Source organism: Halalkalibacter sp. AB-rgal2 (genome assembly GCF_041821005.1).
Lineage (GTDB): Bacteria > Bacillota > Bacilli > Bacillales > Bacillaceae_D > Halalkalibacter.
This window is the reverse complement of the sequence record NZ_JBGUAV010000031.1, coordinates 38,201-52,442: the sequence shown is the minus strand read 5'-3', so window position 1 is coordinate 52,442 and position 14,242 is coordinate 38,201. Positions and strand designations below refer to the sequence as shown.

Below are 14,242 nucleotides of genomic sequence, written 5' to 3'. Positions count from 1 at the left end.
GAGAAAAGCCGCTGTGCGGCTTTTCTCATGATACAGCAGTAGAGAGCTGATTAAGTGGAACGGAAAATAAGAATGATTTGTGCTCTTTTGGTGAGAAGTAAGCAATGAGTAATGATGGGCGATCTGTTGAACCATTCTGTCTCAAGTCAAAAGGGATCACCTCAACCATCGTATGTTTGTGTAAATCCTTTTCGTGTAGCTTCAAAGCTTCGAATTCAGCAGAGACAATAGTAGGATGATCAGCGAGCAGAGATAAATAGTGTGACTGTTCTTTCTTCGTTAAGGAGAACGTCCACCATGTTTTTCGTGGCTTGTGCTTTTGATTCTTAAAGAAATCAACAATCATAAGACTCTGAATGTAAGTGAGCTCAGCCTTTGTTCCATAATGTTCAAGAAATTCATATAAACGCTTGAATAAGTCTTCAAGCTGATGACCGATCTTAGCCCAGCCCTTCGCATCCCAATAATCACCAAAAATCTGGAAAAAATCAAATGGAGAGTCAAACTCGTGTGTGACAAGGTACTCAATTGTACGATCCATTCGGTGATCGTTCCAATATTTTTCTAGTACATCTTCTACTCGTTTTATGCGAATGATTTCATCAAAGGTTAGTACATTATTTTCTAAAATTTCGTACGGAGCATGATCCATATAGACATAGTTATGATCTTTAGCACGAATACGTAAGCCTGTCCCACGTAGCATTTTCAAGAAGCCGAGCTGTAATTCTTCTGGTCGCATCGCAAATACGTCATTAAACGTTCGTCTGAAAGAGTTGTAATCTTCCTCGGGCAATCCAGCAATTAAGTCAAGATGCTGGTCAATTTTTCCACCTTCCTTCACCATTGTTACCGTTCTTGAAAGCTTCTTGAAGTTTTGTCGACGCTGAACAAGCTCGTTCGTTGCATCGTTTGTTGACTGCACACCAATTTCAAAACGGAAAATGCCAGGAGGTGCATGTTTATTTAAGTATTCAAGAACCTCTGGACGCATAATATCTGCCGTTATTTCAAATTGGAAGACACATTGCTTATGATGTTCAATGAGAAATTGAAAGATCTCTAGTGCATAATCACGTTTAATATTAAATGTTCGATCGACAAATTTAATCAGCTTTGCTCCGTTATCAATTAAATAGAGTAAATCGCTTTTAACACGCTCAATATTCACATACCGGACGCCGACTTCAATAGAGGAAAGGCAAAATTGACAGCTATAAGGACAGCCACGACTCGTTTCAAAATAGGTGACCCGTTTAGAGAGCCCGTCTACATCCTCTGGGAAACGATAGGGAGAAGGAAGGTCGTCTAACTTTAATTTCGGTCGAGGTGCGTTAATAAGGATGTCTTCCTCTTTGCGATAAGCAACCCCAAAAACCATATGGTATTTCTGAGTAGTGGTCATTTCTTCAAGCAAATGCTTAAAGGTTTCTTCACCTTCACCGATAATAATAAAGTCAACAGCAAAAAGCTCCTCCATCCATTTCTTCGTATCATAAGAAACTTCTGGACCACCAAGGACGATCTTTGTTTGTGGTAAAACTTTTCTTAGCATATTGATGACTTTGATTGTTTCTTCAATGTTCCAAATGTAACAGCTAAAGCCAATCACATCTGGCTTACGTGCATATAAATCAGAGACGATGTTCATCGTCGGATCTTTAATCGTATATTCTACCATTTCAATGGGAAAATCAGGCTCTGCATAAGCCTTTAAACATCTAAGTGCTAGACAAGTGTGAATGTATTTCGCATTTAACGTCGTAACGACGGTTTTCATGATTCAATCCCTCAATTCTATTCATGTTTGCTCCTAGTGATCATACCATAGAACTGTGTTTGTAAAAAAGGTTGTTCAAGAATGGTGAAAATGATATTTTTCTGTTTCTTACAAAGGAGAGCAGGAAAGTCATCGTGTCTGTCGAAATGGAAAATAGAAGATAGCGAATGGTTGCAAGAGGTAGGAAGTAGGTGAAACAGTGAAAAGTATTTACATCATTACAGGACCAGCTGGTGTAGGAAAGTCCACTATATCAAAGAGATTAGTAGAACAGTTTAACGAGAGCGCATATATAGAAGGTGATTTGATTAATCATATGATTGTTGGGGGTTACCTTCCACCGTGGGAAAGTGAAGAGTTGCTTACATTAACGTGGGAAAATATCGCGAGCTTAGCAACGAATTTTTTACGAGCTAATAAAGACGTCGTCATAGATTATATTGCTTATCCAGAAGATGTGGAAAAAGTCATACAAAAGGTTCGAAGTGAAGGGTGTCTAGCTAAGATTTTCTACGTTGTCCTTTGGGTCGATCATGCTGAATTGTTAAGAAGAGATCAATTACGAGATGAACAATACCAAATGGGGCAACGTTGCCTAGAGCTAGTAGAAGAATTCAAAAGCAAGCAAATCAGTGAACGCTATTATTATCATACTACTGATGTTACGGCTACAGAGGTGGTGGAGAAGATAAGAGAGAAAGACGAATTTATCGTAAATGAAAAAATAGAAAGAACAGATTAATCAATTGGAGATGACATGATGTTGTTGAGAGACTAGTCGAATTGAGTTTGCATGGCTAGATTATAAATTGAATAGTGAAAAGGGGTAAAATGTGTTGAAAGGAGAGAAATATAATTCGACAATATTTACTAGGGGCTGTAACGGTTTTATTATTAGTAGGCTGTGGTGATGATCATCAAGAAAAAGACAGAGGAAGTGAATCTGATCCGCCATTTTCAGTTGAGCGGTATGAGGAGTTTGTTGAACATCTGATGGAGAATGGTGGAATGTCATTTGAACATGCTCAAGAGGAATCTTATCTTGTTCAGTTAGAGGAATTGGCTATCCTAACTCGTGCAAATGAAGTTGGGATTCGTGTTTCTGAAGAAGAAGCACAGGTAGTCATTAATCAAACTAAAGAAGCAATTGAATCAAAGAATGTAGATAATTGGCAAGAAACGAAGGAAAGCATTGATGAACAGATTCAAGAGCTAGGCATTTCAGAAGAAGAATATTGGAATGAATTTCTTATTGAGCCTTATCAACAAACGTTAATGAGGCAGCATTTGATGGAATACGAACAAAAGGAATATCCAAAATTGTCATGGAATGAACGGAGAGAGCAATTGATTGAACAGTTTAAACAGAGAGAAGCAGAGCAAATTGCCGAGTTTAAGGAAGAGGCTGGGCTGTAAGTAATATAATAGAGAAAAAGCACACTTTCAGGCTACGCATTGTAAGTGTGCTTTTTGTTTGGAAGGATCTTTATTTTTAGTTTAGCTCAACCATATATAGCGATCTTACACGAAGGATTTAAGAAACGGCTACATTTTTTTCCTGTCTTTTTCCGACAAAGGCCATTTCTCGCCATTTTCCACTGCGCCAACGTAGATACATTAAAAATCCACGTAACCATTCATCAGCAACCATTCCAAGCCATATACCGACTAAGCCCATATCTAAGTATATACCGAAAAAGTAGGCGACAGGAATACTCACACCCCACATTGAGATAACGCCTAAGTAGACAGGGAACTTCACATCGCCAGCCGCTCGTAAACAGTTAATGACTACGAGATTAAAGGAACGGCCAGGTTCCATAATGACATGAAGTAACAAGAGAATACTTCCTAACGCAATAATATCAGGGTTGTCTGTGAATATGCTTAAAATGGGATTACTTAAGATATAAAAGATTGCTGACATGCCAAGAGAAATCAAAATGGCTAGCTTCAAACTGCGAATACAACGTTTATATGCTGCATCGAGCTGTTTTGCTCCGACCTGATAGCCGACGATAATTTGCGTCCCCTGTCCAACGGCTAATCCGAAAAGGAGAGCAAACATCGTTACATTTTGCACGTATACACGTGTCGTTAACTCTTCAGCTCCAAACATGAGAATAAAGTACATAATGACAAGCTGGGAACCATTATAAAACATATGCTCACCAGCCGTTGGGATACCAATTTTTAATAAATTGCGCAGCTCAACCTTTGGAACACCTTTTAGTAGATAAGGAAAAGGTAAATCGTTAGGAATTCTACGGTATAGTAAGTAAGCAACGATCGCAAGTCCGATACAACGACTGACCGCTGTTGAAATGGCCACACCAGTTACACCTAGAACAGGCATTCCGAAAGCCCCGAAAATGAACAAATAGTTTCCGATAATATTCAAAATATTCATACCGATAGTGACGTACATGACGTCCTTCGTGAATTGATAACTTCTCAAAATCGCACTAACTGTCATCAACAGTGCTTGCACAAATGAAAAGCCTCCGACAATAACCATATACATCGTTGCTTCTTGTAGTAGCTCTTCAGGTAAACCCATCATCATAAGTAAAGGAGCACCAAAAAAGATCAATCCGATACTAAGTAGAAGGCCAATTGCCAAGTTTGCACAAATAGATACGACAGCGACTTGACCAGCTTCTTTTTGTTGTTTTGCTCCTAAGTGTTGTGCCACAAGGACGCTTGTTCCAGTTGCAATAAATCCAAACATGACGATCACAAACATGAAGATTTGATTGGCAACTCCGACGGCTGCAACCGCATCATCTGAATATTGGCTAAGCATTAATGTATCAGCATTACCCATAATCATATGGAGCATAATTTCAATGAAAATTGGCCAGGTCAAGGCGAAAAGGGAAAGCTGTTGAATTTTCTTTTTGTTGTTCTGTTGAATGTCCATTTTCTCACCTCAGGAATAATCATTTGAAGATTATACTTCATAATGATTGATTTGTATGTAAAAAGTTTGAAAATTGTTAAGAAGTTCAATGAAACCTCTAAAAAGTACAGTTTTACTTAGCGGAAAATGCTATAATACAGGTATATAATGTCAGAGAGGGGTACATAAATGCCGCAAAGCAAGTCATTTCGCATTATGTATGCGTTCATCTTAATTTTATTAATCATTTATTTAGGAACGTTAGTAGAGTGGATCTTCAAACCCATTGTCGTTCTAGTACAAACACTGTTTGCTCCTATCGCTTTAGCAGGGGTCTTGTTTTATTTATTGCGACCTTTTGTAAATCTCTTATCAAAAAAAATCCCTCGTGGAATGTCGATTCTCATTTTATATTTAACAGGTGTTTCTCTTGTTACGCTGTTGATTTTGTTAATAGGTCCAGAATTACAGAAGCAGTTTTATAGCTTAGTTGAAACACTTCCGGCATTTACGCGCGAAGTACAAGGCATGTATAATGCCTTGCAAGATAATGAATACATAGCTCGTTTCCAACAAGGAAATGAATTTTCGTTTGAAAATATCATTGCTGATTTTGGTGAATATTTAAATAATTTTGTCACAGCTTTAGGCTCTAACATTGCTAGCTTTCTTGGATTCATTGCTAATGTCGTGATTATATTAGTTGTCATTCCGTTTATCCTTTTTTATATGTTAAAAGAAGGTGAGAAAGCACCGAAGCAAGTGTTACGGTTATTACCTAGTAAGCAACAGCAGGAAGGACGCCGTATTCTAAAGGATATGGACTTTGCCTTAAGCTCCTATATTCAAGGGCAAATTATTGTCAGTATTTGTGTCGGGGTTCTAATGTATATAGGCTATTTGATTATTGGCGTCGAGTATTCGCTTGTGTTAGCTCTAGTGGCGATGTTTACGAATGTCATTCCGTTCGTTGGACCATGGATTGGTACAATCCCAGCAGTAATTGTTGGATTAATTGAATCGCCATTTATGGCTTTACTTGTCATTATCGTTGTTGTCGTAGTACAGCAAATTGAAAGTAATCTCATTTCTCCGCAAGTAATGGGAAGGAAATTAGATATTCACCCGTTAACAATTATTTTGTTGTTATTAGTAGCAGCAAGATTTGCCGGCTTCTTTGGATTATTACTAGCCGTTCCTACTTATGCGGTAGGTAAGGTTATCGTTTCTCATACGTATCGCTTGTGGCGTTTAAGAAGTAAGCCTGTTGATTGACAATTGACTCGTAAACGGGTATCGTATCGTTAACTTATATATGAACTGTGATGAAAGAGGTGCTTGGTAGTTGAGTTATGTAGTTGATGGGATTGAGCAGGTTGATGTAGAGGAATTGGCGTCATTGTTAAAGGAAGAGACGGATACACTTGTCATTGATGTTCGTGAATATGACGAATATGATCAGGGTCATATTCCCGGTATCCCACTTATTCCGATGCAGACGATTCCGCAATATACGGATAAGCTTGATAAAGACCTTTCTTATATTTTTATTTGTCGTAGTGGAGCAAGAAGTCAAAATGTCGCTCTTTATTTGAAGGAACAAGGCTTTGATCACGTAAAGAATTTTGCTGGTGGCATGCTTACGTGGGATAAAGAAGTTGAAACAGGGCTGGAATGGGTTGTCAAAGACGTGAAGGAGTTAAAGAAATCATGAGTGAAAAAACGGATCACCTTAACCTATAGGTGATCCGTTTCTTTTGAATAGGAATGCTCTCCTGCGCGCCTGTTCTTTAATTCTTGTCGATTTTTTTGTTGATTTCTTGCATTGTTGTCTTTTTTCTTTTTGTTGTTATCACCTGTTTGTGACATATTGTTCACCTCATTAAAGTAAGAGTAAGTTATGCTTTATTTTAGCGTAACCAATTGTCAGCGAATTATGAACATACACTTACGATGATGTTTAAAAATTAAACAGAGAGGGAAAGTAAGAACTAATCACAATATATGGGGTGATAGAAATGAAACGAAGGAAAGCATGGTTATTGTTAGCTGGGGCAGCTGGAACGACAACATTGCTTATGAGAAATGAAGAATTTCGCTCGAAGGTAAGAAGAAGCTACGGACAACTAAGAAGCTATTTCAAAGACAGCTCAGTTATGAATAAAGTAAAGGATCGACGCATTGGTCATTCCCATCCACATGATTACGATGATCATAATATGGTCGAAGAAGGGGCTATGACAAGTATTAACTACTATAACAAAGCACAGCAAAAGGATCACCAGTAGGTGGTCTTTTTTGCTATTAGATCAGAGCGTGTGACAGAAGTACACAATTCTTAGAAGACTAATTATAAGGAATAGTGAAAATGAATGAAAAAATCATCATTTTTCTCAATAAGATTGGGAAATGCTATAATTAGGAAAAAGGATGGATAGGAAGTGATTTGAATGATTTTCATTAATAATGAAACGATTGCGGGAGTTCCTACGTTACATGTAGTAGATAGAGAAAAGGAACTAGAGAAGCTCCCAACGGTTTTCTTCTTGCATGGATATACAAGTGCGAAGGAGCACAATTTGCATATTGCTTATATATTAGCAACAAAAGGCTTCCGTGTGCTGTTACCAGATGCTGTTTATCATGGCGAACGTCAAAAAACGGAACAGAACCGTGATTTGAAATTTTGGGAAATTGTTTTAACGTCTATTCATGAACTTGAGCTATTGAAGGAGCATATGGTCAAGAATGGATTAGGAAATGACCAAATTGGTGTGATTGGAACGTCTATGGGAGCGATTACGATGTATGGAGCATTAGCTCGTTATCCCTGGATTACATCAGCTGTGTCATTTATGGGAACGGCCTATTATCAAGTTTTTTTGGAGGAGCAGCTTAAGGCGCTTGAGACAAAGGGAGTTGATTTACACGATCTTCGTCATGAAGTGCTTCATCAAATCAAGCCGTATGATCTGACTGCACAGCTTGAACGCCTAAATGGACGACCACTGATGATTTGGCATGGTAAAGAAGACCAGGTCGTACCGTATCCTTTTTCAGAAAAGCTATTTGGTGAATTAGAGAGGCATTATGAGGAGCATCCTCATCGTTTGAAATTTGTTGCAGAGGATCGTGTCGATCATAAAGTATCTAGAAAAGCGGTCTTATCATCTGTCGAATGGTTTGAACAACATTTGTTAAAGGATCAAATTTCATAATGTCGATTAGAAAAGAGGCAGAAAAAACGGTCGTTATTATTCTCGGGGCACTTATTATAGCCATTGCGTTAAATTTCTTTTTAATACCAGCTAACGTATTTGCGAGTGGCTTTACAGGAGTGGCACAACTTATTGCCGTTGTGCTCCCGTTATCAACGGGAATTATCCTGTTCGTATTAAATATTCCTGTGGCCATTCTTGGGTGGTTAAAGGTAGGGAAGAGCTTTACGTTGTATAGCTTTTTAAACGTTGTTCTTACAACATTCTTTTTAGAAGTCGTGCCAATTAGGCATTTTTCACCGGATATTCTATTGAATGCTGTGTTTGGTGGTGTATTATTAGCAGTTGGTGCTGGTATCACCTTAAAATGGGGAGCTTCTTCCGGAGGACTTGATATCATTGCTCTAATTTTATCGAGAGTGAGTGATCGACCGGTTGGTGTTTATTTCTTTCTTTTAAACAGCATCATTGTCATTACGTCAGGATTTCTATTTGACCCTGAAAAAGCGCTCTATACACTTGTTACTCTCTATGTTTCATCACGTGTGATTGATGCTATTTATACGCGTCACGTGAAGGTAACGGCGATGATTGTCACGAAAAAAGCAGATGATGTCTCTAAAGCGATATATGATTCTATGGTAAGAGGAATTACTCGAATTCCAGCAAAAGGTGGGTATTCTTCAGAAGATAAAGAAGTACTTATGATTGTCCTTACCCGTTACGAACTATATGAACTAAGGGAAGTGATTCAAGGAGTTGACCCAGAAGCGTTTACGAATGTGCTGCAAACCTCAGGAATATTTGGGTTATTTCGAAAAGATTAAGTGAGAGGGGATTCAAATGAAAAAGATATATATATGGGTAGGAATGGTATTATTGCTGATCCTGTCAGCGTGTGGACAAGGCTCAAATTCGCCAACGACAGGTATCGGAGGTGAAGAAGAAGTGAGTGATTGGTCATATGATGTTGAAGTCGATCAAAGAGATGATGAGCTTGATGTGACGATGACGGTGACAAATCATCAAGAAAATGAAAGCAACCTTGACTTTTCATCTGGACAAAAGTATGAAATCACTTTAAGAGATGAGAGTGGAGAAGAGGTCTATCGTTATTCTGAAGGGAAAATGTTTACGATGGCGATCGTCATTGAAACGGTTTCTCCAGGAGAATCATTGTCATTTACGGAAAAGGTTTCTTTAGAAGGATTAGAGGAAGGAGAATATGAGTTAGAGGCTGAATTGCTCATTATCGCGATTGATGGGAAAGAGCTTGAAGATCGTGACATGTTTAAAGAAGTTTTAAAGATTGGAATCGAATAATGTAAGAGGAGAGCACGGGGGAAGTTCGCTTTTAACTTTTTCAATGCTCTCTTTCTTTTAAAAAGCAATAAAGTTATTTCATTAGTAATGAAAATGTATAAAAGTTATATCTGTGCTAAATTGTAGGCGTTAGCATAAGATGATCTATTTTGATGAGGGGAATTGGTCTGTATTAAATGAGACGTCTCAAGCTATTTTTAGTGGACTTTCTCGTGAGGATCGCACCTGCTTTTTTTGAAGGGTATATATGATAGGATAGAAGAAAAGGTAAATCGATAGGTTAGGAGAATACGATGAGCACAAATCAAATGAAACGGAAATGGATGATTCAAGCAGGCATCTGGTTAAATGCAGTGGGATGGGCCTTTATTTTAATTGAGGAAATGCCTACATGGCTTTCGAATGTAGGCATTCCCTTTGCAGTGGGCGGTTGTAGCTTGCTATTGCTATCTAATCTCTTTAGAAGGGAACGTGCTTCCAATTAAGGATAGTGAAAAAGATTAACGATCAAGGTGTTTTTTTTTCACCTCGTCTTGTATGGCTTTTTTTAACGTGTAAAAAGGATGATTTTTTTTTGTAGAATCATTGTTTTTTTTAGGCTGTGCGATATCAATGTCCTTTCCTGTCCAAAAGGTATTGAAAGGTTCCTCTAGCTTCGTCAAAAGTATCACTCCTTATTTGTTTAAATGGATTACGAAAGTTTAACAAGCTCAAGTATTTCATCATTCGAAAGCTCAGTAATTCGTTGCTCACCAGCTGCAAGGATATGATTGGCAAGCTCTTGCTTTTGTGATAACAATCGGTCAATTCGCTCTTCTAATGTGCCAGTTGTCATTAATTTATGAACTGTCACATCTTTTGTTTGGCCTATTCGATATGCGCGATCTGTCGCTTGGTTCTCAACCGCAGGGTTCCACCATCGGTCGTAATGGATAACATGAGAAGCAGCTGTTAAGTTTAATCCCACTCCACCAGCCTTCAAAGATAAAACAAAAAATGGGGTTTTCGCATCTTGCTGAAATAATTCAATCACCTCTGTTCGCTTCGCACGTGTTAAGCTCCCATGTAAAAAAGGTACCTCTTTCGTATAACGTTTCTCTAGCTCCTCCACGATTAAACGTCCCATTTCTTTATATTGAGTAAAAATAAGCACCTTCTCGTTATTGTCATACATATCTTCCACGAGTGAAAGCAAATGATCCCACTTTCCAGATTGATGCTCCTTCGTTGGTTCCTTAAGAAAATGAGCAGGGTGATTACAAATTTGCTTAAGCTTCGTTAAGGTTTGCAAAATATGAGCTCGTCTTTCTAAAGCACTGTCCTCGTTTAGTCGTGTTACCATATCCTCGACCACAGCTTGATAGAGACTAGCTTGTTCTACGCTTAAATAGACAGGATGAACGATTTCATTCTTAGCTGGAAGATTTAAAGCAAGGCTCTCATCTGCCTTTGTCCTTCTTAACAGAAAGGGACGGATTAAAGCTTGTAATTTATGGAGCTGTTCTTGATTTTGTTCCTGCTCAATTGGTTTCATAAAGTTCGATTGAAAGGAGTAATACGATCCTAAAAAGGACGGATTTAGGACGTCTAATAATGACCAAAGCTCTCGCAAGCGGTTTTCGATCGGTGTCCCTGTTAAAGCGATGCGATGAATCGCATCGATTTTTTTGATTGCTCTTCTTTGTTTAGTTTCAATATTTTTAATATGCTGCGCTTCATCTAGCACGAGACCATTCCAACGGATGCTCGCAAATAAATCTTCATCCTTTACCATTAATTGATACGTGGATATGATCAAATCCCATTTCTCTAAATTCTCAATATCTGAGATGCGAGTGGAGCCGTGATGAATGAGAATGGTAAGAGATGGAGCAAATCGTTGACATTCCTCTATCCAATTTTGTAGAAGCGAAGTTGGACAGATTAATAAAAAAGGAGTTCGATTCAATGATTGTTGCTCTTGTTGGTCAATAACATGAAGAAAATAGGCAATCGTTTGAATTGATTTTCCTAAACCCATATCATCGGCTAAACACCCTCCGAATCCGATATGTCGTAAATGGACAAGCCATGATACGCCATCGTGCTGATATGGACGGAGTTCACCGTGTAATCCATCCGAAAGTGAAACCGATGGAGGAGAGTTTGTATATAGCTGATTTAACGCTTTTTCGAGCTCTTTCTGCCATTCAATTTGAACGTCAACATGATCAAATTGGTCATTTAACTCATTCGTTTGGTCGAGCTTCCATGCTTCCAAATATGATGTACGTTGCTTCATTTCCTCCAAGTTCGATTTTAGGGTTTCGGCGAGTGAGCGATCCCATGCGATCCATTCTCCATTTATATAGACAAACGGCTTTTGTTCTTCAACGATTTGTTTAAATTGCTTTTCATCTATTTGTTCATTACCGATCGCTACTTGATACGTAAAGGACGCCACGCTTTGCCAATTAAGGAGAGGCTCTGCGGAGGACTTTTCGATAAGGTCATGGTCTAGAGAAATAGATACTTTTGGTTTTGGACGCTCGCTCATCCACTTTGGAATAATTAGGTGGAAGCCTAATTCTTGTAACATCTCATCCTCATTTGTAAAGAGGTAAAAAGCCTCTTCTGCCGAAAGTGTTAGTGTCGGAGATGAAAGACGTAGAGAATGCAGTAATGGAATACGCTCTCTAAGATTGTGTACATCTTGCTTTAGCTGAGCAATTGGATTCTCATGCCAAGGATGCTCACCTAATTCGAGTTGTTGCATCTTGACCATCCGTGTAGGATGCTTTCGGTCGATCATACAAAGAGAGACTGTCCACTCACCATCCTCTGTCTTAGGTTGTTCAAGTACGAGGCCAGAAAGAAACGGTTTAGCCGTTGTAATTCCTGCTTTCACATTGAAATCTTGTACGGTGATCGTTGACGGTTTCTCTCTATTTGTTTGTAGCTGCTTAATCGACTGTTCAATCGATGGATCTACGATATTAAGCCATTGCAGAAAATAAGGAGCAATCGATGTTCTCTGGACAATCGAACGAATCCACGAGTCGCTAAGCTGTCGAATGAGCTTTTGAAAATCGGTATATGTAAGTCCTTCATGATTGGATTGAATATGAAGGCTAGCGGGTCGAACAGATTTAGCGGCATCAGGTAAGGCATCGTACCATTCCTCAAATGGAAATTGAATAAGTTGCCATTTTCCATTTGGGTCCGGTTCAAAATGACCATCTGCAATCATTTGTTCTACATAAGAAAATAATCGCAGCCATTTTTGAATATCAGGTGTTAGCGTAATGGCACGATCGTGTTGCCAACGCTTAAAAAGCGAAAGATAGAGATAAATCGATTCAAGTGATAGGAGTAGTCCTTCAATGGGAAATGGGTACTCCTTCATTGCAGAGGTAGCCTGATAGATCGTTGTCTCCCCAGCAAATGATTGATACTGTCTTTCCTTAATGGGTACTTTTATGACCGCTTTTCCTTCTTCGATAAATGTTCCATAATAGGAGATCTTATCATTCCGAAAAAGACGTAGCTTTAATTCAAATGGTGAGTATAGAAAAGGGTATTGGAAGTTCCCTTTTTGCTCAAAACGAGAGTTTGGTGAGCACTCTCCCCATATGAAGAAGGTGTTCTCGATCCAACCTCCGTGGACAAAACAGTTAGAGTTCAAATGACTTCAACTCCTCAATGAACGCTTTGTACGTTCGATATTGCTTTTTTAACCGCGTGAGAAATGGTTCGAATTTCTCCGAGGTATTTACTGTTGTATATAATTTCTTTAAATGTGAAACGGCTAATGCAGCATGCTGATAATGCACTCTTGATTTCTTTTCTACTAAGCGAATGATTAATTGATGGTAAATAGGAATAGCTAAATCAGGCCTTTCTTTCTTCATTGCTTCTAATAAGGCTTTTTTTTCTGGGCGAATTTTCACTGGATCAAATTCGTTTAAAAGAAAATGCTCCTGTGCCTGTTCATATTCTTGTGCATATAAGAGTAATTGTTCATATGCTCTAACTGATTCTGTTTGATAAAGTTGATTCTTTAATTTTATTAATAAATGGGCTATTCGTATTTGTTTCTCTTCTTTTGTTAAGTGCTGACTTAATTGAAGGAAGCGTTGGAAATTAGGAGTAACGAGCCAACGCCTCCAAACTACATCCTGTTCTTTTGCCGTTTTGGCGTGCACTGCCTTGTATTCCTCCCAGATCGGTTGAAGAGATCCAAATGTTTGTCTTTGTTTTATAAATAACGTATCAAACCATTGTTTGATCGCAAACCAACGTTGTCGCTCCTGCAATAGTTGAAAATGCGGATAAATGTCAAGTTCAATTAATTGATGTCTTCGAGCTGATAACAAGGAAAGAGCTTGATCCTCTTTTCCATTTAATAAAGAAATATATGAATAAAGAAGAGCAAATGAATACGATATTTCTTCAGCCACATTTGAAAAAGCTTCATATATATACTCAATCTGCCTAGGCTCTAATCGTTTCGTATGTATTTGAAACAGGCGTGGCCAAGGAGAATCGGGAACAGCTGCCTGCTCTACTAGAAGTTTTGTGAATGTAGCCATTGCTTCTTCTGTTAGGTAGGTTTCTTCATTAAAGGAGTCTCGATATAGACCATCAAAAATGAAAAGAAACCTTCTTTCGTATAAATCATAGGTCTTGTCTGCTTGAGAATATTTAGCTAATTGATCAATATAAAATATGGTTAGTAACCATTTTGGTTGAAAGTCAGCTGAATCAATGGTTTGTATCGCTTCTTGTGTGAGCACTTCTAAAGAGCGATTCGTCACATAGCGAGTTGCTGTTAGCTTATTATATAAACGATAAATAGACGAATTTAGTTGTGCTGAATTTATTTCATTCAGTACGTAAGAATGAATCAATGTATGTCACCTCTTCAATGAGTCCATTCTTATATTGTATCGCTTCTTGTGTCAGAAAGAAAGGTGAGAAGGTTGTACGGGGGAAATGGGAAGTGGCTTCCGAAAAAATGCAAGCACAGCTTGTGCTTGC

Annotated in this window: 15 protein-coding genes; 9 read left to right on the top strand and 6 right to left on the bottom strand. The window is 38.4% G+C overall.

Annotated elements, in window-relative coordinates; all coding sequences use genetic code 11:
- Positions 1-25: 25 nt before the first annotated feature.
- On the bottom strand, positions 26-1,780 hold the full coding sequence (locus tag ACERJO_RS18520) for a B12-binding domain-containing radical SAM protein (RefSeq protein WP_247106170.1): 1,755 nt from the start codon (positions 1,778-1,780) through the stop codon (positions 26-28).
- Between the two features lie 199 nt (positions 1,781-1,979).
- On the opposite strand from ACERJO_RS18520, the gene ACERJO_RS18515 reads away from it, so the two are divergent.
- Together ACERJO_RS18515 and ACERJO_RS18510 are read left to right on the top strand one after the other, a co-directional pair.
- The gene (locus tag ACERJO_RS18515) at positions 1,980-2,522 is read left to right on the top strand and encodes an AAA family ATPase (protein ID WP_247106169.1); all 543 of its coding nucleotides are present in this window, start codon (positions 1,980-1,982) and stop codon (positions 2,520-2,522) included.
- Between the two features lie 266 nt (positions 2,523-2,788).
- Complete coding sequence (locus ACERJO_RS18510) at positions 2,789-3,196, top strand: hypothetical protein (RefSeq protein WP_373648458.1); 408 nt, start codon at positions 2,789-2,791, stop codon at positions 3,194-3,196.
- 118 nt (positions 3,197-3,314) lie between these two features.
- On the opposite strand, the gene ACERJO_RS18505 is transcribed toward ACERJO_RS18510, so the two are convergent.
- Positions 3,315-4,703: an MATE family efflux transporter gene (locus tag ACERJO_RS18505; protein ID WP_373648457.1), complete on the bottom strand. Its 1,389-nt coding sequence runs from the start codon at positions 4,701-4,703 to the stop codon at positions 3,315-3,317.
- Positions 4,704-4,871: 168 nt separating this feature from the next.
- On the opposite strand from ACERJO_RS18505, the gene ACERJO_RS18500 reads away from it, so the two are divergent.
- Positions 4,872-5,957: an AI-2E family transporter gene (locus ACERJO_RS18500; protein WP_247106166.1), complete on the top strand. Its 1,086-nt coding sequence runs from the start codon at positions 4,872-4,874 to the stop codon at positions 5,955-5,957.
- Positions 5,958-6,027: 70 nt separating this feature from the next.
- Positions 6,028-6,396, top strand: coding sequence for a rhodanese-like domain-containing protein (locus tag ACERJO_RS18495; RefSeq protein WP_247106165.1), 369 nt, complete (start codon positions 6,028-6,030; stop codon positions 6,394-6,396).
- Between the two features lie 23 nt (positions 6,397-6,419).
- Here ACERJO_RS18495 and ACERJO_RS18490 read toward each other — a convergent pair whose 3' ends face one another.
- Complete coding sequence (locus tag ACERJO_RS18490; RefSeq protein WP_247106164.1) at positions 6,420-6,551, bottom strand: DUF3941 domain-containing protein; 132 nt, start codon at positions 6,549-6,551, stop codon at positions 6,420-6,422.
- A 149-nt stretch (positions 6,552-6,700) separates the two neighbouring features.
- Between ACERJO_RS18490 and ACERJO_RS18485 the strand changes: the two genes are divergently transcribed.
- From ACERJO_RS18485 to ACERJO_RS18465, 5 genes are all read left to right on the top strand, one after another.
- Positions 6,701-6,970: a hypothetical protein gene (locus tag ACERJO_RS18485; protein ID WP_373648456.1), complete on the top strand. Its 270-nt coding sequence runs from the start codon at positions 6,701-6,703 to the stop codon at positions 6,968-6,970.
- 162 nt (positions 6,971-7,132) lie between these two features.
- A complete protein-coding gene (gene yjfP, locus ACERJO_RS18480) occupies positions 7,133-7,900 on the top strand; it encodes an esterase (RefSeq protein ID WP_247106162.1) in 768 nt (255 codons plus the stop codon).
- Positions 7,900-8,727 carry a YitT family protein gene (locus ACERJO_RS18475; RefSeq protein WP_247106161.1) on the top strand — a complete coding sequence of 276 codons (828 nt, stop codon included), beginning with the start codon at positions 7,900-7,902 and terminating at the stop codon, positions 8,725-8,727. Before yjfP ends, ACERJO_RS18475 begins: the two co-directional genes overlap by 1 nt.
- A 16-nt stretch (positions 8,728-8,743) precedes the next feature.
- Positions 8,744-9,223 carry a BsuPI-related putative proteinase inhibitor gene (locus ACERJO_RS18470; protein WP_247106160.1) on the top strand — a complete coding sequence of 160 codons (480 nt, stop codon included), beginning with the start codon at positions 8,744-8,746 and terminating at the stop codon, positions 9,221-9,223.
- A gap of 293 nt (positions 9,224-9,516) precedes the next feature.
- Positions 9,517-9,708 (top strand): hypothetical protein, encoded by a 192-nt coding sequence (locus ACERJO_RS18465; protein WP_247106159.1) that lies wholly within the window; start codon positions 9,517-9,519, stop codon positions 9,706-9,708.
- 15 nt (positions 9,709-9,723) lie between these two features.
- Here ACERJO_RS18465 and ACERJO_RS18460 read toward each other — a convergent pair whose 3' ends face one another.
- Genes ACERJO_RS18460 through ACERJO_RS18450 form a run of 3 tightly spaced genes read right to left on the bottom strand, consistent with a single transcriptional unit; the run spans position 9,724 to position 14,112 of the window.
- Positions 9,724-9,885: a hypothetical protein gene (locus ACERJO_RS18460; protein WP_247106158.1), complete on the bottom strand. Its 162-nt coding sequence runs from the start codon at positions 9,883-9,885 to the stop codon at positions 9,724-9,726.
- 29 nt (positions 9,886-9,914) lie between these two features.
- Positions 9,915-12,887 (bottom strand): DEAD/DEAH box helicase, encoded by a 2,973-nt coding sequence (locus ACERJO_RS18455; RefSeq protein ID WP_373648455.1) that lies wholly within the window; start codon positions 12,885-12,887, stop codon positions 9,915-9,917.
- Positions 12,877-14,112, bottom strand: coding sequence for a hypothetical protein (locus tag ACERJO_RS18450; RefSeq protein WP_373648454.1), 1,236 nt, complete (start codon positions 14,110-14,112; stop codon positions 12,877-12,879). The genes ACERJO_RS18455 and ACERJO_RS18450 overlap by 11 nt, the downstream gene beginning before the upstream one ends.
- Positions 14,113-14,242 lie beyond the last annotated feature (130 nt).

What these genes read in the sequence shown, in the direction of transcription:
- ACERJO_RS18520 (WP_247106170.1), bottom strand. Translation starts at nt 1,780, where the DNA reads ATGAAAACCGTCGTTACGACGTTAAATGCGAAATACATTCACACTTGT.
- ACERJO_RS18510 (WP_373648458.1), top strand. Translation starts at nt 2,789, where the DNA reads ATGTCATTTGAACATGCTCAAGAGGAATCTTATCTTGTTCAGTTAGAG.
- ACERJO_RS18505 (WP_373648457.1), bottom strand. Translation starts at nt 4,703, where the DNA reads ATGGACATTCAACAGAACAACAAAAAGAAAATTCAACAGCTTTCCCTT.
- ACERJO_RS18500 (WP_247106166.1), top strand. Translation starts at nt 4,872, where the DNA reads ATGCCGCAAAGCAAGTCATTTCGCATTATGTATGCGTTCATCTTAATT.
- ACERJO_RS18490 (WP_247106164.1), bottom strand. Translation starts at nt 6,551, where the DNA reads ATGTCACAAACAGGTGATAACAACAAAAAGAAAAAAGACAACAATGCA.
- ACERJO_RS18485 (WP_373648456.1), top strand. Translation starts at nt 6,701, where the DNA reads ATGAAACGAAGGAAAGCATGGTTATTGTTAGCTGGGGCAGCTGGAACG.
- yjfP (WP_247106162.1), top strand. Translation starts at nt 7,133, where the DNA reads ATGATTTTCATTAATAATGAAACGATTGCGGGAGTTCCTACGTTACAT.
- ACERJO_RS18475 (WP_247106161.1), top strand. Translation starts at nt 7,900, where the DNA reads ATGTCGATTAGAAAAGAGGCAGAAAAAACGGTCGTTATTATTCTCGGG.
- ACERJO_RS18470 (WP_247106160.1), top strand. Translation starts at nt 8,744, where the DNA reads ATGAAAAAGATATATATATGGGTAGGAATGGTATTATTGCTGATCCTG.
- ACERJO_RS18465 (WP_247106159.1), top strand. Translation starts at nt 9,517, where the DNA reads ATGAGCACAAATCAAATGAAACGGAAATGGATGATTCAAGCAGGCATC.